Source organism: Clostridium bornimense (assembly GCF_000577895.1).
Taxonomy (GTDB): domain Bacteria; phylum Bacillota; class Clostridia; order Clostridiales; family Clostridiaceae; genus Clostridium_AN; species Clostridium_AN bornimense.
In genome coordinates, this window is the sequence record NZ_HG917868.1 from 1,012,334 (window position 1) to 1,032,031 (window position 19,698).

Genomic DNA, 19,698 nt, shown 5'->3' on the forward strand with positions numbered 1-19,698 from the left:
GGATACACTAAAAAGGTAACGTTTATGGTAGGAGGGAAATTATGTATTATTTCATGATTATTTTAGCATTATTAGTTATATTAATTGCTTCAGTTACGATATATAAAAAAAATGAAAATGATAAAAATCTTATAAAAGATATACCTTTTATAAATTCTAAGGGGGTATCTCTAGAAGAGAGAGCAAAAAGTATATCACTTGAAAATTTAAATGTAGAAATATTCAATTGTAAATCACAAATTAAGTATTCAGTGAAAGAATCTTATGAGACCATTATCAATGGATATAATTATTTTGATAACGATGTAAGAAATGGTGAAGAAGTCATTCCACCTAGTGAATGGCTATTAGATAATATATATATACTGGAAAAAGAATATGAAGAAATTAAAACTGCTATAAAGGGTAAGATTTTAAAGGAATTACCTGTTATAAGTGATGGTGCAATGAGAGGATTTCCAAGAATTTATTTTATTGCCGTGGAAATAGTAGGATGTACTGATGGAAAAATAGACATATCATCTATAGAAAGATTTGTAAAAGAATATGAGGAAAATGTAATTTTAACATCAAAAGAAATATGGGCATTACCAATAATGATAAGAATTGCTCTTATGCATAGAGCCGCTAATATAATTGATAAGATGGTATATGTTCAAAAAGAAAAAGCTTTAGGAAATATAGTTGGGGAAGAGATTGTAGATAAAATAAATTCTAGTGATGAATTAAAGGCAAAATTAAAAGAAATATATAATGATGAAAAGGTATCAGTTCATTTTGTAGAACGAGTTCTAAAAGTATTAAGAGATAATGAAGTAGAAAAAATAGATGTATATAAATTTTTAGAGAAGAGACTTCATAAAGAAGGAACTACTTTTGAGAGGGCAATTACTATAGATCATAATAGAATTTCATCATTTGGAATATCATTAGGAAATACAATAAACTCCATAAGAACTATGATAAGTGTAGTTTGGGCTCCAAGTTTTGAATCATTAAGTTATGTAGAACAAGATCTTAGAAAAGATCCACTTAGAGTATATGAAAAAATGGATTTTGATTCTAGGGAAAAATATAGATTAAAAATAGAAGAGATATCTAATACATATAAAATATCTGAAACTTTTATAAGTGACATATTATTAAGTTGTGCGGAAGAAGGAAAAGAAGAATATAGTAGACATATTGGATATTATTTATTAGGTGATGGAGAAAATATATTAAGAGAGAAATTAGGTATAGAAAATAAAAAAGAGAAGGTTTCTCCTAAATTTTATATTAGTGGTGTTCTATTTATAACAGCCATATTAACATTGTTTATAACATATGCTTCATATTATATGGGTTACGGTGGATTTTCATATATATATATAATATCTTTTTTATGTTTATTAATTCCTTGTAGTGAGATTGTTTTATCGTTAATTAATTGGGTTATAAATAATGTTTCTAAACCAACATTTATACCTAAATTACAATTAGAAGATGGCATACCAGATCAAGGAAAAACTGTGGTGGTAATACCTACAATAATAGATAGCAAAGAACGTGTTGATGAACTTTTAGATAAATTAGAAGTATATAGTTTATCCAATGAAGATAAAAATCTATATTTTGCTATATTAGGTGACTTTAAGGATTCATCTGTTATGGAAGAAAAGGGAGAAAAGGAGATTAATGATTATGCTATAGATGAAGTTAGGGCAATAAATAGAAAATATGGTTTAAAAGAAGATAAATTTTATTATTTTAATAGAAGACGAGTTTTTAATGATAAGGAAGAAAAGTACATAGGTTGGGAAAGAAAGCGCGGAAAGCTCGTAGAATTTGCATCTTTAATAAGAGGAGATGAAAATACTACTTATAATGTCATAAGTGGAGATATATCACCTCTTAAAAAAGCAGAATATATTATAACATTAGATTCAGATACAATTTTACCAAGAGATTGTGCAAAAAGATTAATAGGATCTATGTTGCATCCATTAAATCATCCTATTATAAAAGATGGGATAGTGGTAAAAGGTTATGGAATAATGCAACCTAGAATAAATATAACCATTGAAAGTAGTAATAAGACATTATTTTCAAAAATATTTAGTGGTGAAATAGGAATGGATATATATACATTAGCAATTTCAGATGTATATATGGATTTATTTGATGAAGGAATATTTACTGGAAAAGGAATATTTCATATAGATACTTTTAATGAAGTATTAAAAGATAAGTTTGAGGAAAATAAGATATTATCACATGATTTAATAGAAGGAAGTTACTTAAGAACAGCTTTATTAAGTGATACAGCCTTATTTGACTCTTATCCTAGTAACTATATGTCATATATAAAAAGGTTACATCGATGGGTGAGAGGTGATTGGCAACTGCTTCCTTATATCTTGAAGGATAAAAAATTAAATTCTGTTTCAAAGTGGAAGATGATAGATAACTTAAGAAGAAGTTTATTAGCTCCATCTATAATAATATTATTTTTAGGAGCATTATTATTTTTTAGAGGCAATATAGATACATATATATCTGTTGGAATGTTAGCAATATTTATGCCTATGTTATTTGATGTATCAGAGGCAGTAGTAAGTCCTATAAAAGGTATATCTTTATCTGGAGAAATAAGAGATGGAAAAACTCTAGTGTTACAGATATTTTTACTTTTTTCATTTTTACCTTATTGTGCTTTTAGAATGTTAGAAGCGATTTTTATTACTTTATATAGATTGATAATATCCAAAAGACATTTATTACAGTGGGTAACTTCAGAGGATGTTGAAAGATTTAGCGATAATTCTCTCGGAAACTATATAGTGACTATGTGGTTTGCTCCAATATTTGGATTAGTTATAGCTATATTATCCTATAGAAGTTCTTCTAATGCATTTTCTTTACTACTATTAGCTTCAATTATATGGATACTTAGCCCAATATTTGCTTATAGCGTATCAAGAGGTTTAGCAACGGAGGAAAGAAATATATCTGAAGATCAAGAAAAAGAGTTATATAAAGTTGCTAGAAAAACTTATTGTTATTTTGAAGATTTCGTTAATGAAGAAAATAATTATTTACCACCAGACAATTATCAAGAAGATCCACATATAGGGGTAGCTCATAGAACATCACCTACAAATATAGGAATGGGACTTATGGCCAATGTTGTTTCTTATGATATGGGATTTATTTTTATAGAGACTTTTCTTGAAAATACTGAAAAGATAGTAAAATCTGTAGATTCTTTAGAAAAGTATAAAGGACATTTATATAATTGGTATGATACTTTAACAAAGAGACCACTACATCCATTATATGTATCAACTGTTGATAGTGGAAATTTAATTTGCTATTTCTGGGTTCTTAAGGAAACAATTAAAGAGTATATTAGTAAACCTATAGACATAAATAAATTATTAAAAGGTATTAAGACTGTTATAGGATTATGTGATGAAGAATTAAGACTTTCTTTAGAAAGGTTTGATTTTTATGATGATATATTAAGTGAATTGGAATCAGAAACTATAAATATAGAATCTTATTTTAGTTGTATATCTAAAATATATTCTAAAGAATTGGATATTGATAAATTAAAAAGGGAAAAAGGAGTATCTTTTTACTGGAATAGTAAGCTAATAAGAAATATACAAAAGGAAAAGAAAGAGCTTCTATCAATATACCCATTTCTAGAATTTAGAGACATAAAAAATGATAAAGATAAAAAGATATATCAAGATCTCGTAGACAAAAGTGATAATTTAGCTTTAGAACAACTATTAGAGGTTTATAAAAATATTGTTAAATTTATAGAAGATAAAGATTTCAAAGCTGCTATAAAAGATGGGATATATTCTATTGAAGATATCATAAAAAGATTTTCAAGTTTAAGAGAAGAAATAGAGTATCTAGATAAAAATATGGATCTTTCTATAATGTATGATAAAGGAAGAGAATTATTTGCTATAGGATATGATGTAGAGAAAGGTGAGATTGGTAACTGTTATTACGATTTATTAGCCTCAGAAGCTAGAGGTGCATCTTTCATAGCAGTTGCTAAAGGAGAAGTACCATCAAGTCATTGGTTTAAACTTGGTAGAAGTTTAACTAATACATATGGATGCAAGGGCTTAGTATCATGGAGTGGTACCATGTTTGAATATATGATGCCGTTAATAATTATGAAAAGTTATAAAAATACTATATGGTCAAGTACATATCATTGCGTAATAAAAGGTCAAATAGATTATGCTAATAAGAGGAATATACCTTGGGGAATTTCAGAATCTGGATACTATTTATTTGATAAGTTTAAAAATTATCAATATAAAGCACATGGAGTTCCAGGATTGGGATTGAAAAGAGGGTTAAGAGAAGATTTAGTTGTGTCACCATATTCTACAATTATGGCAATGATGGTAGATTATAATGATGGATATAAAAACTTAGAGAACCTTAAAGAAGAAGGTTTTGAAGGAAAATATGGTTTTTATGAGGCTATAGATTATACTAGAGAAAGATTACCTAAAAATGAAAATAGGGCTATAGTTAAGAGTTATATGGTTCATCATCAAGGTATGGCATTAATGAGTCTTAATAATGTACTTAATGAATTTATTTTCCAAAAAAGATTTCATAATATAAAAAGGGTTAAAGCTACAGAATTGTACTTACAAGAGAGAGTTCCAAATAAGATAACCTATAGTAGAGAAGTTATTTTTGAAAGTAAAAAGGTTGTTAAGTCAGCGCCAAGAGTCTATACACGAAACTATTCAACTCCATTTACAGATATGCCAGAATGTGGATTGTTATCTAATGGTGTTTATTCAGTGATGGTAACTAATTCTGGAAGTGGTTATTCGAAAAAAGATGATATGGATATATATAGATTTAAAGAAGATGTTACTTTAAATGAAAGTGGAATGTTTTTTTATATTAAAGATGTTAGAAATGAAGAGATATTCTCACCTACATATCAACCTACAAAGGTTTTAGGAAATGATTATAAGGTGAATTTTTCTTTAGATAAAATCGAATTTAAAAAGAACTATAAAGGTCTTTCTACTTCATTAAATATAGCAGTTCTTCATGAAGATAATGGAGAATTGAGAGAAATAGATATTACTAATGGTAGTGGAGAGGATAAAATAATTGAGGTAACTTCCTATATGGAAGTAACTTTAGCAAATTATGGTGCTGATGCTGTTCATCCAGCATTTTCAAATCTATTTATAAATACAGAATTTATTGAAAATCCAGATACATTATTAGCAAATAGGAGGCCAAGATCAAAGCATGGTAATAAACCATGGATAATGCAAAAGTTATTTGTCGTTGGTGGAGAAGAGGTCAGTGCAACTCAATACGAAACTAGTAGGGTAAATTTTATAGGTAGAGGAAACACATTAAAAAATCCTATTGCTATAAAAAAAGATGGCAATTTATCTAATACAGTAGGTGCAATATTAGATCCTATAATGAGTTTAAGAAAAAGAATAAGAATAAAAAGCTCTGAGAGTGCTAAATTTTATTTTTTAACTGCTATTGGAGAATCACGAGAAGAGGTTATTAATATTGGGCGAAAATATAGTAATGAAGATGATATGAATAGAATATTTACTGTAGCGTCATCGGAAGTTAATATGGAGCTTAACCATTTTGGATTAAAATATCCTCAAGGAAATTTATTTAATTACATGGCTTCTAAGATTATATATTTAAGTCCTCTTATGAGAGCACAAGAAAATGAAATAAAAAATGTATCCTTAGGTCAAATGGATTTATGGCCTTATGGAATATCCGGAGATAACCCAATAGTTTTACTTAAGTTATATAAAGAAAGTGATAGAGGAATATTATCACAAATGCTGATGGCTCATGAGTATTGGAGGAGAAAAGGATTAAGAAATGATCTTGTAATTTTAGATTATGAAGAAACTTCCTATTACAATAAAGTAACTAATATGATTAATGATGAGGTAAGCAAGAAAACATTACCTAATGTCTACATTTTAAAAGCAAGGGAAATATCCAAGGAGTTATTAAATTTGTTGGAGGCACTAGGAAGAATAGTGATAGACTCTAGAAAAGGTTTATTGGCTACACAAGTTAAGTATAAAGATAGCAATAGTAAAAATGAAGAGAGACTACCGGTTATAAATGTAGATTATACGTATAAAGAAGTTAATTTAGAAGAAAAAGACTTATTATATTTCAATGGCTATGGCGGTTTCAAAGAGGAAACTGGAGAGTATGTTATTATTTTAAAGGAGGATGAAAATACTCCAGCACCATGGATTAATGTAATATCTAATGATAAATTTGGTACTCATATATCTGAATTAGGAGCACAATATACATGGTGTGGAAATTCTAGAGAAAATAAATTAACACCATGGAATAATGATTGGGTCAAAGATTCTCCAGGAGAAGTATTATATATTCGAGATGAATATGATGGTGAAATTTGGAGTGCTACAGCTATGCCAATAAGACATAAGTCACCGTATATAGTAACTCATGGCTATGGGTATTCGAAAATAGATCATTATTATAAAGGTATATATTCATCTATGAAGGTATTTGTTCCAAAAGATAAATCTGTAAAGTGTGTAACTTTATCATTAAAGAATGAGAGTTCTATGAAGAGAAAGTTAGCTATAACATATTTTGCAACATTAGTAATGGGCGTTATTCCAGAACATACTTATACACATATATATACAGAAATAAATGAAGATAAAAATTATATAATTGGAATAAATCCTTATGGTGGTAAGTTTAAAGAAAAAATAAGCTATTTAACTATGGTTGGAGGAGAAAATGAAAGTTTTTCTGGTGATAGAAAGAGTTTCTTAGGAAGAGAAGGTGAAATTTCAAATCCACAAGGATTAAAATATAGGTCACTAAATGGTATTAGTGGTGCTGGGATAGATCCAGCATTAATTACCATGGGATACGTTACATTAGAAGAAGAAGAAACTAAGGAAATTACTATCTTATTTGGAGAAGAAGAATCTATAGAAAATATAGAGGATATTATTAAATCATTATCAACAATAGATGAAGTAGAGGATGCATTAGATAATGTTAAGGAATTTTGGAGGAAGTTACTTGGAACAATTGAAGTTAACACACCAGATAAATCTATGGATTTGATGGTAAATGGATGGTTAATGTACCAAGATATAGCTTGTAGAGTGTATAGTAGAACTGCATTCTATCAATCTGGAGGTGCGTATGGATTTAGAGATCAACTACAAGATGTAATGAGTCTTAGCTATTTAGATCCGTCGATAACAAGGAAACAAATAGTATATTCATCATCAAGACAATATGTAGAAGGTGATGTACAACATTGGTGGCATCCTATTGTAGATAGCGGTATAAGAACAAGATTTTCTGATGATTTGTTATGGTTACCTTATGTAACTGCAGATTATATAAAGAATACAGGAGACTATTCTGTTTTACTTGAAGAGACAACTTATTTAGAAGATGAACCATTGAAAGAAGGGGAAGATGAGAGATATTCTATCACAAAATATAGTGATAAAAAAGGAACTATTTATGAGCACTGTATAAAAGCTATAGAAAGAGGTTTAAGATTTGGTGAACATAATATTCCACTTATGGGCAGTGGTGATTGGAATGACGGAATGAGTGAAGTAGGTAACAAGGGTAAAGGAGAGTCTGTATGGCTTGGATGGTTCATATATTCAATATTGAATGACTTTATTAATATATGTGAATATATGAAGGATGAAGAAAAGAAAAATAGATACCTATCAATGAAAGAATTTTTAAGAGAAAATTTAGAGAAAAATGCATGGGATGGAAAGTGGTATAAGAGAGCATATTTTGATGATGGAACACCATTGGGAAGTAAAGAAAATGATGAATGTATGATAGATTCTTTAGGTCAAACGTGGGCAGTAATTTCTGGTGGAGGATCTAAGCAAAGGATAGAAGAAGCTATGGATTCTCTTGAGAGATACTTGGTTAAAGAAAATAGTAATATGATTTTACTTTTTACGCCTCCCTTTAATAATTCAAAGTTAGAACCAGGATATATAAAAGGATATGTGCCTGGTGTTAGAGAGAATGGAGGACAATATACTCATGCAGCAACTTGGGTTATATTAGCTTATAGTAGGATGAAGAAGACTAACAAGGCATTTAGAACATTTAATATGATAAACCCTATTACGCATACTAAAACTTATGGAGATTGTAATACTTATAAGACAGAACCATATGTAGTAGTAGCAGATATTTATTCTACTGAAGGTCACGTAGGTAGAGGTGGTTGGTCATGGTATACAGGTTCAGCAGGATGGCTTTATAGAGGAGCTATTGAAGGTATATTAGGACTAAAGCTAAAAGGTAAAGATGGTTTTATAGTAGAACCATGTATACCAGATGAGTGGGACGGATATACAATGAAGTTCAGTAGAAACAATGTAACATATAATATAGCTATAGAGAGAGGTGAGGATAAAGGTATATATATTAATGATAATAAGGTAGATATAATATCTTATGATTTGTCTGGTGAGATAGAAGTTAAAGTGATTATTTAGTTTAATTTTTAGTGGGTCTTGGGAAACTAAATTTAGTTTACAAGACCTTTTATTTTTATAAGAGAGGTGATCTGATGAAAGATGAAATGGCGCTAGTTTTTTCAGGAGGTGGTGGAAAGGGGGCATATGAAGTAGGCGTCTGGAAGGCATTGAAAATACTTGATATTGACAAAAGAATATCTGCAGTTTCAGGAAATTCTATTGGGGCATTGAATGGTGCGTTTTTTATGTGTAGTGATTTAATGGGAGCATTAAAATTATGGAGAAATGTTACTCAGGAAGATACTATTCCATTAAAAATAACAGATTTTATTAAGTTGTGGTATAGATATAGATCCGATGTAGAGAAGATTATAGATACAGAATCTATAATGACCATGGATAAATTAGATATATTTTTTAGTGAAAATATAAATTTTAAGGATATAAGTAATTCTAAGATTTTGGGATATGTTTCCGCATATAATATGGATAAAGAAGATATAGAATATTTTAAGTTAAATGGTAGAAGTGAAAGTGAAATTAAAGAAATATTAAAGGCTTCAACTTCATTACCACTTATTTTTGATCCTATATTTATAAACAATTGCAAATACAGAGATGGATGTATAAAAGATAATATTCCTATAGAACCTCTTTATAGAGAAGGGTATAGAAAGTTTATAGTGGTCTCTTTAGAAAAAGATGAAAAAATAGATAAAAATAAATATAAGAATGCTAAATTTTTTGAGATAATTCCGTCTTGTGATATTGGAACACATATTGTAAATGGAAGTTTAGATTTTAATCCTAAGGGAGCGGAGAAAAGATTAAAACAAGGATATTTAGATACTATGAGATATTTTAATAAAATTCAATATAATAAAAATATATTAGATACAAACTATTAACATAATTTATAGAAGATTTATAGTAAAATAATAGTATGATTAGTTAATGAGTGGGTGAGATAATGGATAGTAAGATAGGGCTAGTTTTATCTGGGGGAGGAGGTAAAGGAGCTTTTGAGATAGGAGCTTGGAAGGCCTTAAAAAGATTGGGTATAGATAAAAAAATTCAAGTTATATCAGGAAATTCTATTGGTTCTTTAAATGCAGTTATGTTTATGGTAGGAGAATTAGATTTAGCATTAAAAATGTGGAGAAATTTATCACAAAAGGAGGCATTACCGTTAAGTGCTACTCAGTTATTAGGGTTATATAAGCAATACAAAAAAGGAATAACTAACATATTAGAAGAAGATACTATTGTGGACAGTAGTGGATATCAAGAGATTATCGGAAGTTATGTTGATTTTGAGAAGGTAAGAAATTCAAAAATCAAAGGTTATATATCCGCTTACAATATGGATGACGATATTGTAGATTATTTTACTGTAAATGATAAAAGTGATGAAGAAATAGAAAGACTAATTAAGGCATCATCAGCATTGCCTGGACTTTTTGATCCAATAAAAATAAATGATAAATTTTATAGGGATGGTTGTATAAAAGATAATGTACCTATTGATCCGCTATATAAAGAAGGATGTAATGAAATAATAATTATATATTTAGGAGAAGATGAAAGGGTAGATTTATCGAAGTATCCGGGAGTTAAGTTTTATGAAATTTCACCTAGAGTAAATTTAGGTGGAATGCTTGATGGAAATTTAGATTTTAGTGGTAGTGGCGCTAATAAAAGAATTTTACAAGGTTACCTAGATACAATGGCATATTTTGATAAGTTGGCTTATGAAGAAGGTGTTCCTTTAAATAAGTTAGATATCATTGGTGAAATAAAATGAATATATTTTCAGATGGAAATATTAGATAATATTGACATAGCCAATAAATAGTGATAAAGTAATAATAAATTAAATAACCTTCAGGGCAGGGTGTGATTCCCTACCGGCGGTAAAGCCCGCGAGCGTAATGCATGATTCGGTGAAATTCCGAAGCCGACAGTATAGTCTGGATGAAAGAAGGAAAATAATTTTTTAGCTAAAGTATTATGTTTTACAATTAAGCCCTGAGTATATCTATACTCAGGGCTTTTAGGTTGTAATACATTTAAATATTTAAGGTTACTGAAGGTTATACAAATTCTATGGAAGAACTTTGTATAACCTTTAATTTTTGTAAAGAGTGGTGAAGGAATATTGAAAGAAGAATTTATGGAGAGAGCTTTACAACTATCGTTGAAAGGAATAGGACATACTAATCCTAATCCTATGGTAGGAGCTGTTATTGTTAAAGATGGAAGAATAATAGGTGAAGGATACCATAGAAAATATGGTGAGGCTCATGCAGAAGTAAATGCCTTTGACAATGCTACAGAAGATGTAAAAGGAGCTGAAATGTATGTAACTTTAGAACCTTGTGCTCATTATGGAAAAACGCCACCTTGTGCAGAGCGAATAGTTAAAGAAGGAATAAAGAAGGTTTATGTAGCAATTGGAGATCCTAATTCCAAAGTAGGTGGAAAAGGAATTGAAATTCTAAAAAGTGCTGGAATAGAAGTGGAAGTGGGATTTTTAGAAGATAAGTGTAAGAAGGTAAATGAAATTTTTCTTCATTATATAAAAAATAAAACTCCTTTTGTAATTGCAAAGTGGGCAATGACACTAGATGGAAAAATAGCAGCAAACACTGGGGATTCTAAGTGGATAACTAATGAAAAAAGTAGGGAACATGTGCATAAGCTAAGACAAAGAGTTTCAGCAATCTTAGTAGGGCACAATTGTGTAAAAAAAGATGATCCAATGCTTAATGTTAGACTAGAGAATCTAGAAAATGGAGTAAGTAATCCAACTAGAGTCATTGTTGCTACTGATGGTGATATTGATTGTAAATTGAAAGTAGTAAAAACAGCTAGAGAAATTCCAACTATTGTAGCGGCTAAGGTTATTGATGATATAAAGAGAAGAGAGTTAGAGAGCTATGGAGTGGAAGTATTACTTTGTGCTGAAAGAGATGGAAGAGTTTCAATAAAGGATTTGGTTAAGAAGTTAGGAGAAAGAAATATAGATTCACTACTTATCGAGGGTGGTGGTGAAATACTAGCTTCTGCTTTTGAAGAAAATGTAGTAAATAAGATATCGGCATTTATAGCACCAAAAGTTATTGGTGGAAGAGATGCAGTAACAGCTATAGAAGGGAAAGGACATCCTTTGATGAATATGGCAACGAAGGTAAAGAATATAAAATATAAGACATTTGATGATGATATTTTGATAGAAGGTGATGTGGAGTGTTCACAGGAATAATTGAAGAAATAGGCGTTGTGAAAAATCTAAAAAAGACTTCCGACGGAATGACACTATTTATATATGGCAAAAAAGTTACATTTGATACAACATTAGGAGCATCAATAGCTATCTCAGGAGTTTGTACAACTGTTACATCTTATAAGGATGGAATATTTTCAGTAGATATTATGGAAGAATCTTTAGATAGGAGTAACCTTAAATATCTATCAGTAGGTGATAGAGTAAATCTAGAAAGAGCATTATCAGTAAATGGAAGACTAGATGGACATATTGTATCTGGTCATGTAGATGGTATGGGGAAGATTATTAAGGTAGAAAAAAGAGGTTTTTCTCATGAGATTACAATTGCATTAAGTAGTGACTTACTTAAATATGTAGTAGAAAAAGGATCTATTGCTATTGATGGAACATCGCTTACTGTTGCAGCAGTTAGTGATGATGATTTTAAAGTAGATATTATTCCTCATAGTGGGGAAAATACTACGTTATTAGAAAAGCCTATAGGTAGTGAGGTAAATATAGAAGTAGATGTACTTGCAAAGTATGTTGAGAAGATATTTTCTAGAAGCAAGGAAGAGAAAAAAAGTGATATAACTTTAGATTTTTTAAGAAGTAATGGTTTTTAAATTAGGGGGGAATAGTATGAACAATAATTTTTGTACTGTAAAAGAAGCAGTAGCAGATTTAAAGCAAGGGAAAATGATCATAATAGTTGATGATGAAGGTAGAGAAAATGAAGGGGATTTAGTAATTCCAGCTGAAATGTCTACAGGAGAAAATATCAACTTTATGATTAAGTATGCTAAAGGCCTTTTATGTGCTCCGGTTGAAGTGGATATAGCAAAAAGATTATCTTTAGATCCAATGGTAGCTAATAATACAGATAATCATGAAACTGCTTTTACAGTTTCTGTTGATTATAAAGATACTACTACAGGAATATCAGCTTTTGAAAGAGCAGAGACAATAAGACAATTAGCAGAATCAAAAGATCCTAAAGATTTTAGAAGACCAGGACATATTTTTCCGCTTATTGCGAAGAAAGGAGGAGTCTTAGAGAGAACTGGACATACAGAGGCTTCAGTGGATATATCAAAAATTGCAGGATTTAAAGGTGCAGCAGCAATTTGTGAAATAATAAAAGAAGATGGAACTATGGCAAGAAGAGATGATCTAATAATTTTTGCTAAGGAACATAATTTAAAGATATTAACTATAGAAACACTTAAAAAGTATAGAATGGAAACAGAAATAATTGTTGAAAAAGTTACAGAGACAAAACTTCCAACAGAGTTTGGTGATTTTAAAATAGTTGGATTTGTGAACAAGATAAATAGAGAAGAGCATGTTGCCTTAGTTAAGGGAAATCCAAGTAAAGATGAGCCAACATTAGTTAGATTACATTCTGAGTGTTTAACTGGTGATGTTTTTCATTCTAAAAAATGTGATTGTGGGGCTCAATTAATGACAGCTCTTAATCGTATTGAAGAAGAAGGTACAGGAGTATTATTATACTTAAGACAAGAAGGAAGAGGAATAGGATTAGTAAATAAAATAAAAGCTTATGCTTTACAAGAAAAAGGCATGGATACAGTAGAAGCTAATATAGCATTAGGTTTTCCAGCAGATATGAGAGAATATAATATTGGAGCACAAATGCTTTCACAATTAGGAGTAGGTAAGATAAGATTAATGACTAATAATCCTGATAAGATTGAAAATATAAAAGGATTTGGTGTAGAAGTTATTGAAAGAGTTCCAATTATAATTGAAAGCAATCCTATAAATGAAGGATACTTAAAAGTTAAGGAAATTAAAATGGGACATATGTTTAAGTAATAAATTTTAATATTAAATAAATTTTAGGAGGAATTAATGATGATAATTGAAGGAAATTTAGTTGCATCAGGTTTAAAAATTGCTATAGTGGCAGGAAGATTTAATGAATTTATAGTAGGAAAACTAGTTTCAGGAGCAGTAGATGCAATAGTACGTCATGGAGGAAATGAAGAAGATATAGATATAGCCTATGTACCAGGTGCTTTTGAACTACCACTAGCAGCGAAAAAGCTTGCTAAGACTGGAAAATATGATGCTATCGTAGCTTTAGGAACAGTAATAAGAGGAGCAACTACACATTACGATTATGTGTGTTCAGAAGCTGCAAAGGGAATTGGAAAGATCTCTTTAGATGAAGAAATTCCAGTAATGTTTGGTGTAGTTACTACAGAAAATATAGAACAAGCTATTGAAAGAGCTGGAACAAAAGCAGGAAATAAAGGATTTGATGCAGCAGTTTCTGCAATTGAAATGGCAAATTTACTTAAAAATATTGGATAAGATGAAATAAAGAAGTTGAAGCACCATTAGTGCGACAACTTCTTTTTTATTGTACTTGTATGTATATAAAACTAATATTAATACCTGTTCTAGATAAGTAGTGGTAATTGTAAAAATAAGATAAATACCACTACTTTTCTAGAACAGATGCTAATATGACATTTTATTATAATATACCAGCGAGAGTACAATTAATACCTTCAAGGAGATCCATTTGTGGATAATATAGTCCAGAATTTTTTAGTTTATCTGTATTAAGCAAATAAGTTACATCCCTAAAAGGAAAATAGCTACGAGCAGGGATATTTTCTGTAACTCTTTTTATCTTATAGTCTCTTTTTAAGGCTTTAGCAATGGTGAATACAATTTCTTCAAAAGTGTATATGTTAGGATGAGTTAAGTTGAATATACCAGTAATATCATCATTTGTTATAGCGGATTCAAAAGTTTTAACAAGATCATCGATATTGATAAATTGGATTGAAGAATTATTTGGAGGAATTGGAATGGTTTCATTATTCAATATTTTATCTATAAAAAATTTTTCTCTATATAGATTATTATCTTTGCCATATATATAGGTTGGTCTAAAAATACAGTATTTTAAGTCACTATTAATTAAAGAGTCCTCTGCTTCTTTTTTATTTGTTCCATAACTGCCCCAATTTTCATTGTATCCTGTTTTGTAATTTTCATTAATAATGTCATTTGTACTAGGATAAACAGCACCAGAGGAACAAAAGATATATTTTTTTATTGTAGATTTATTGATGGAATTCAGTAGAAAGTCTATATCTCTCTTTTCATAGGCAGAAATATCAACAATGTAATCATAATGTTTATTTTCAAGGCTTTTCTTTAGATTGGGTATGTCATGTCTGTCGCAGATTATGTGTTCTCTAAAACCGGTATATTCAATAGGAATAATACCTCTAGTTAAAATATCAACAATATAATTTTTAGAGATTAAGTGTTTTGCAATAGCTTTGCTTACAAAAGTAGATCCTCCTAGGACCAAAATAGTATTCATATAATCACCTCATAAATAGTATAGCATATTTACAGTATTATTGTATACTATTTATATATATTATACACAATTAAGATTTATAACATATATTACAAAAATAAAATTTTATACTATAATTTAAGTATTCATATTTTAAGGAGTAGATAAAATAAATTTAGTATAAAATAGGAGGTGGAGAAGAACTATGAGTATTGTACTATTGTTTATAATATTATCTATTATTGTAGCAATTATTTTTCCACCAAGTTTAGGTAAAATGCTAGTGTTTAAGGTGTAAAGTTTATACACTTATAGAAAGAATTAATATTTGGCGTAGTAAAGCATTTATTTCATCTGCGCCTGTAGCTGTAGAACGGACTGAATTTAATGTTTTTGATAAGGTACCTTCTATTGATATTCCAGTATATTTTCTTGCTGGAGCATATGATTATACTTGTTGCTATTCTTTATAAAAACAGTATTATGACGCTATTAAAGCACCACTTAAAGGTTTTTATACTTTTGATAACTCTGCTCATAGTCCGCTATTTGAAGAATCTAAAAAAGCCATTAACATATTAAAAGAAGATGTATTAAATAATAAAAATACTTTATCTGATTGATGGATGTTATTAGTATAAAGGTTAATTTGATTAATTTTTTCTTTTTGGTGTATAATAACAATTATAAGTATTAAGAAAAGGGGTGAAGTGTTAGTAGAATTTAACTGCTAACAATATATATGTTAAAAGAGACATTAAAAAAAGATGAAATAGCAGCTATGAAGGCAAAGGAAAAATCTAAAGTTGCTGTTTTAAGATTAATAAATGCTGATATTAAAGGTAAAGAAATTAATACAAGAACTACTTTAAGTGATGAAGAAATAGTCTCTATAATTGAAAAAAACATAAAACAACAAAAAGAGACTTTAGAATATGCTGAAAAACTTGGTGATGAAGAAAAGATTAATGAATGTAATTTTGCTATTGGAGTATTAACACCATATTTGCCAGCTCAATTAAGTGATGAAGAAGTAGAAAATATGCTTAAAGAAATTATAAGTACTAATAATTATACTGCTAAAGATATGGGTAAAATTATGAAAGAAATAATGCCTAAAGTAGCAGGTAGATATGAAAGAAGTAAGATTAATCCAATGGTTAAATCTTTATTATAAAATAATTACAGGTAGCAAAAATGCTACCTGTAATTTTTTAAGTAAGAAAATTTTCTGTTAGAGTTAGTTTTTTGTATATATCAGAAATAAAGTCTATTAAGGCACCTAATAATGTAAAGGAGACAAGGTGGATTGCATAAGATAAATATACATCATTAGTATTAAATAAATAATAAGTAACACCAGAGGTTTTAAGAATATCATTATAAGCTAAGAACCTTAGGATCGGATTTGATTGAAATAATATATTATTATCAGGAGATCCTGAAATGGTATTAATTATATTAATGAATATAATTAATAAACTTGTTGTTCCGAAAGAAAAATAAAATTTTTTCATATATGCCGTTAACACCACCTGTATATATTTATATAACCATAATTATACATTATAGCATATAAAAATATTTATATACAGAAAATTTATACAAAATATGGAATTTTGTATGCCTATTTTGGTTCAATATCTTCTTTTATACAATCACTAGTATAATCAAATTCTTGATATGAGATATTTTGTTGTACTATATTATCATGAACGCCTTTAATTATTGTTGAAAATTGTTTTTCTAGATAGCCTCTTTCTTTAGGAAGATATTTTTTATTCATAATAATCACCTCAAAATATAGTTTGTGTAAAAAAGTAATAAATATTAAATGGAAATATAATTACATATACAAGAATATACTTTATAATGATATATAATAGATATGAAGAGGTGATATGACATGAATGATGATAGTTATAAGTGGAAAGGAATCATAGCATACTTATTTAGTTTTGTTGGAGGGTTAATTATTTATTTCACTGAAGATAGAAATTATACACTTAAGTTTCATGCTATGCAATCTACTGTTTTTGGACTAACTGTAGCGATATTACAAGTGTTATGCAAAGCAATTCCTTTCGTAGGATGGATTATTTCTGATCTTATTAGAATAATATGGATTATTTTTGTTGTAATAGGTGCTGTACATGCTGCTCAAAATAAACCATATAGATTTCCTATCGTAGGTGAAATAGCAGAAGCAGCAGAAAAAATCATTGGGTAATATTGCTTTTGATATTTTCTAGTGGTATAGTAATATTTATATTAATAGTTTTAACTTCGAAGATAAGGAAGAGTAACTATAAGGACGCTTGAAGAGAGTTGTCGGTAGCTGCAAGACAATAGTAGATTTATAGTGAATGGGCCTTTAAGAAGTATGAGGAATACATACTCATAACGTTGCTCGCGTTAAGAGCTAGAGGAGAGAAATCTCAAAAATAGGTGGTACCGCGTACTTAACGCCCTATAAGCTTTTGCTTATAGGGCTTTTTATTTTATATAGTGATAAAAATGGAGGAAAAAATATGAGTGAAAATAAGAAAGTTATTTTTAGTGGAATACAACCATCAGGAAATTTAACTATAGGAAATTATTTAGGTGCTTTAAAGAATTGGGTTAAGTTACAAGATGAAGAAGAATATGATTGTTACTATTGTGTTGTAGATTTACATGCAATAACTGTAAAACAAGAGCCAGCAGAGCTTAGAAGAAGAACATTGGAAGTGCTTGCAATATATATAGCAGCTGGATTAGATGTTGATAAAGTTACTTTATTTATACAGTCCCATGTAAAGGCTCATAGTGAAGCTCAATGGCTTTTAAACTGTAGTACTTATCTTGGAGAATTACAAAGAATGACACAATTTAAAGATAAGTCTGCAAAATATTCAAATGTTGGGGCAGGACTTTTGAACTATCCAGTGCTTATGGCTGTTGATATATTGTTATATCAAACTGATTTAGTACCAGTTGGTCAAGATCAAAAGCAACATTTAGAATTAACAAGAGATTTAGCACAAAGATTTAATAACACTTATTCAGATACATTCAAAATACCAGAGCCATATATTCCAAAAGAAGGAGCAAAAATAATGGATCTTCAAGATCCAACTAAAAAGATGAGTAAGTCAGCAGAAAATCCTAATGGCTATATATTTATTATGGATCCACCAGATGTTATTAGAAAGAAGATTTCAAGAGCAGTAACAGATTCATTAGGTGTAGTTAAGTATGATGTTGAAAATCAACCTGGTGTTGCAAATCTTATGACAATATTAAGCACTCTTACAGGTATGAGCTTTGAAGAGATAGAAAAGAAATATGAAGGTCAAGGATATGCTAACTTTAAGAAAGATGTAGGTGAAGCTATAGTTGCTGAATTAGAACCTATTCAAAATAAGGTAAAGGATATTTTAAGTGATAAAAAGTATCTTGAAGAAGTTTATAAAAAAGGTGCAGAAAAAGCTAATTATGTAGCTAATAAAACATTAAGAAAAATGCAAAAGAAAATAGGACTTATACCACCAGCAAGATAATTTAGAACCCGTTAGGGTTCTTTTTATTTTCAATTAATTGTATAATTAGGTAAAAAATAATTATAGGAGGCTCCGAATGAAATTTTTACCTTTTATGTCAGGACAAGAATTTTTACAAGCTTATCCAGTTTATTGTGCAATTATAATATTACTATTCTATCTATTTGTAACAGGAAAAAGAAGAAAGGAAAGTAATTATGTTATTGAAGAATTATCTATTGAAGATGTATTCATGATAAATAATATTAATAGAAAGAACATAAGGGAGTTATTAGCTTTTTTCACTTATGGATTATTAGTAAAGGGATATATAGAAAATTTAGATAAAGATAAGGGACTATTTAGAAGTAAACAGGAAATGTTAAATTCAAATAGTAATTTGAATATTATTGAAATGGAATTAATGAATAACTTCTCTGGCTTTGGTGTTGAATTTAATAGTATAGTAAATGATTCTAGATTAATAAATCTTTCTAGAGAATATTATTGTAGTAAAGAGAAAGAATTTTTGAAAAGAGGATTAATAGATGTTATTGAAAAAACAACATCAATAAAAATAGAAATTATAATTGCATATAGCTTAACAATAATACCAGGAATTCTTAGAGTATTTAGTGGAATGATAAATGAAAAACCAGTAACATATTTGATTTATGAAATAATTATTACAATAGTTATATTATATATTATAAGTAAAAATATTATGTCTAATAAAATTACAGAGAAAGGAAAAAAGTCTATAAAAGCTTTTAAAAAAATTAATGGTAATTATAAAGATAGTAATAATGGGGCAGATATTAATATAGATGATTATAACAGACTTATGGCATCTTTCGTTTTATTTAATATTGGTATAGATTATTTTGGAGTACCACATGCAGAAGATCATGATAATTTTGGAGGACATTCTTGTAGTTCATGCAGTTCATGTAGTTCATGCGGAGGTGGTTGTGGTGGCTGTGGTGGTGATTAGTT

At 29.0% G+C, this 19,698-nt stretch carries 14 protein-coding genes, 1 riboswitch and 1 other annotated feature; of the genes, 11 read left to right on the forward strand and 3 right to left on the reverse strand.

What is annotated here, in order from left to right:
* Positions 1–41: 41 nt before the first annotated feature.
* The 7 genes from CM240_RS04475 to ribH all read left to right on the forward strand — a co-directional run bounded on the left by CM240_RS04475 (position 42) and on the right by ribH (position 14,172).
* Complete coding sequence (locus CM240_RS04475) at positions 42–8,582, forward strand: GH36-type glycosyl hydrolase domain-containing protein (protein WP_044036900.1); 8,541 nt, start codon at positions 42–44, stop codon at positions 8,580–8,582.
* Between the two features lie 74 nt (positions 8,583–8,656).
* Positions 8,657–9,472: a patatin-like phospholipase family protein gene (locus tag CM240_RS04480; protein ID WP_051483689.1), complete on the forward strand. Its 816-nt coding sequence runs from the start codon at positions 8,657–8,659 to the stop codon at positions 9,470–9,472.
* Positions 9,473–9,534: 62 nt separating this feature from the next.
* Positions 9,535–10,368 (forward strand): patatin-like phospholipase family protein, encoded by an 834-nt coding sequence (locus CM240_RS04485; RefSeq protein ID WP_051483690.1) that lies wholly within the window; start codon positions 9,535–9,537, stop codon positions 10,366–10,368.
* A 72-nt stretch (positions 10,369–10,440) separates the two neighbouring features.
* A riboswitch (FMN riboswitch) is annotated at positions 10,441–10,554 on the forward strand.
* A gap of 168 nt (positions 10,555–10,722) precedes the next feature.
* Positions 10,723–11,829, forward strand: a complete 1,107-nt coding sequence (gene ribD / locus CM240_RS04490; RefSeq protein WP_242838490.1) for a bifunctional diaminohydroxyphosphoribosylaminopyrimidine deaminase/5-amino-6-(5-phosphoribosylamino)uracil reductase RibD — start codon at positions 10,723–10,725, stop codon at positions 11,827–11,829.
* Positions 11,814–12,458, forward strand: a complete 645-nt coding sequence (locus tag CM240_RS04495) for a riboflavin synthase (protein ID WP_044036901.1) — start codon at positions 11,814–11,816, stop codon at positions 12,456–12,458. The genes ribD and CM240_RS04495 overlap by 16 nt, the downstream gene beginning before the upstream one ends.
* Positions 12,459–12,474: 16 nt before the next feature.
* Positions 12,475–13,671 (forward strand): bifunctional 3,4-dihydroxy-2-butanone-4-phosphate synthase/GTP cyclohydrolase II, encoded by a 1,197-nt coding sequence (locus CM240_RS04500; RefSeq protein ID WP_044036903.1) that lies wholly within the window; start codon positions 12,475–12,477, stop codon positions 13,669–13,671.
* A 36-nt stretch (positions 13,672–13,707) separates the two neighbouring features.
* Entirely contained in the window at positions 13,708–14,172 is a 465-nt protein-coding gene (gene ribH / locus CM240_RS04505; protein WP_044036904.1) for a 6,7-dimethyl-8-ribityllumazine synthase, read from the forward strand.
* A 166-nt stretch (positions 14,173–14,338) separates the two neighbouring features.
* Here the strand turns inward: ribH and CM240_RS04510 are convergent, their stop codons facing one another.
* On the reverse strand, positions 14,339–15,202 hold the full coding sequence (locus CM240_RS04510) for an NAD-dependent epimerase/dehydratase family protein (RefSeq protein ID WP_051483691.1): 864 nt from the start codon (positions 15,200–15,202) through the stop codon (positions 14,339–14,341).
* Positions 15,203–15,923: 721 nt separating this feature from the next.
* Here CM240_RS04510 and CM240_RS04515 point away from each other — a divergent pair.
* Positions 15,924–16,358, forward strand: a complete 435-nt coding sequence (locus CM240_RS04515; protein WP_044036907.1) for a GatB/YqeY domain-containing protein — start codon at positions 15,924–15,926, stop codon at positions 16,356–16,358.
* Positions 16,359–16,395: 37 nt separating this feature from the next.
* Here CM240_RS04515 and CM240_RS04520 read toward each other — a convergent pair whose 3' ends face one another.
* Complete coding sequence (locus CM240_RS04520; protein WP_044036914.1) at positions 16,396–16,698, reverse strand: hypothetical protein; 303 nt, start codon at positions 16,696–16,698, stop codon at positions 16,396–16,398.
* Positions 16,699–16,808: 110 nt separating this feature from the next.
* Positions 16,809–16,967 (reverse strand): hypothetical protein, encoded by a 159-nt coding sequence (locus CM240_RS17765; RefSeq protein ID WP_173400227.1) that lies wholly within the window; start codon positions 16,965–16,967, stop codon positions 16,809–16,811.
* A 120-nt stretch (positions 16,968–17,087) separates the two neighbouring features.
* Between CM240_RS17765 and CM240_RS04525 the strand changes: the two genes are divergently transcribed.
* The 3 genes from CM240_RS04525 to CM240_RS04535 all read left to right on the forward strand — a co-directional run bounded on the left by CM240_RS04525 (position 17,088) and on the right by CM240_RS04535 (position 19,696).
* The gene (locus CM240_RS04525) at positions 17,088–17,411 is read left to right on the forward strand and encodes a DUF4870 domain-containing protein (protein ID WP_044036916.1); all 324 of its coding nucleotides are present in this window, start codon (positions 17,088–17,090) and stop codon (positions 17,409–17,411) included.
* A gap of 50 nt (positions 17,412–17,461) precedes the next feature.
* Positions 17,462–17,657, forward strand: a binding site (T-box leader).
* Between the two features lie 55 nt (positions 17,658–17,712).
* Complete coding sequence (trpS, locus tag CM240_RS04530) at positions 17,713–18,723, forward strand: tryptophan--tRNA ligase (protein WP_044036917.1); 1,011 nt, start codon at positions 17,713–17,715, stop codon at positions 18,721–18,723.
* Between the two features lie 76 nt (positions 18,724–18,799).
* Complete coding sequence (locus CM240_RS04535) at positions 18,800–19,696, forward strand: hypothetical protein (RefSeq protein ID WP_044036919.1); 897 nt, start codon at positions 18,800–18,802, stop codon at positions 19,694–19,696.
* Positions 19,697–19,698 lie beyond the last annotated feature (2 nt).

Coding starts and splice junctions, on each gene's coding strand:
- CM240_RS04475 (WP_044036900.1), top strand. CDS start 42: ATGTATTATTTCATGATTATTTTAGCATTATTAGTTATATTAATTGCT.
- CM240_RS04480 (WP_051483689.1), top strand. CDS start 8,657: ATGAAAGATGAAATGGCGCTAGTTTTTTCAGGAGGTGGTGGAAAGGGG.
- CM240_RS04485 (WP_051483690.1), top strand. CDS start 9,535: ATGGATAGTAAGATAGGGCTAGTTTTATCTGGGGGAGGAGGTAAAGGA.
- CM240_RS04500 (WP_044036903.1), top strand. CDS start 12,475: ATGAACAATAATTTTTGTACTGTAAAAGAAGCAGTAGCAGATTTAAAG.
- ribH (WP_044036904.1), top strand. CDS start 13,708: ATGATGATAATTGAAGGAAATTTAGTTGCATCAGGTTTAAAAATTGCT.
- CM240_RS04510 (WP_051483691.1), bottom strand. CDS start 15,202: ATGAATACTATTTTGGTCCTAGGAGGATCTACTTTTGTAAGCAAAGCT.
- CM240_RS04515 (WP_044036907.1), top strand. CDS start 15,924: ATGTTAAAAGAGACATTAAAAAAAGATGAAATAGCAGCTATGAAGGCA.
- CM240_RS04520 (WP_044036914.1), bottom strand. CDS start 16,698: ATGAAAAAATTTTATTTTTCTTTCGGAACAACAAGTTTATTAATTATA.
- CM240_RS17765 (WP_173400227.1), bottom strand. CDS start 16,967: ATGAATAAAAAATATCTTCCTAAAGAAAGAGGCTATCTAGAAAAACAA.
- CM240_RS04525 (WP_044036916.1), top strand. CDS start 17,088: ATGAATGATGATAGTTATAAGTGGAAAGGAATCATAGCATACTTATTT.
- trpS (WP_044036917.1), top strand. CDS start 17,713: ATGAGTGAAAATAAGAAAGTTATTTTTAGTGGAATACAACCATCAGGA.
- CM240_RS04535 (WP_044036919.1), top strand. CDS start 18,800: ATGAAATTTTTACCTTTTATGTCAGGACAAGAATTTTTACAAGCTTAT.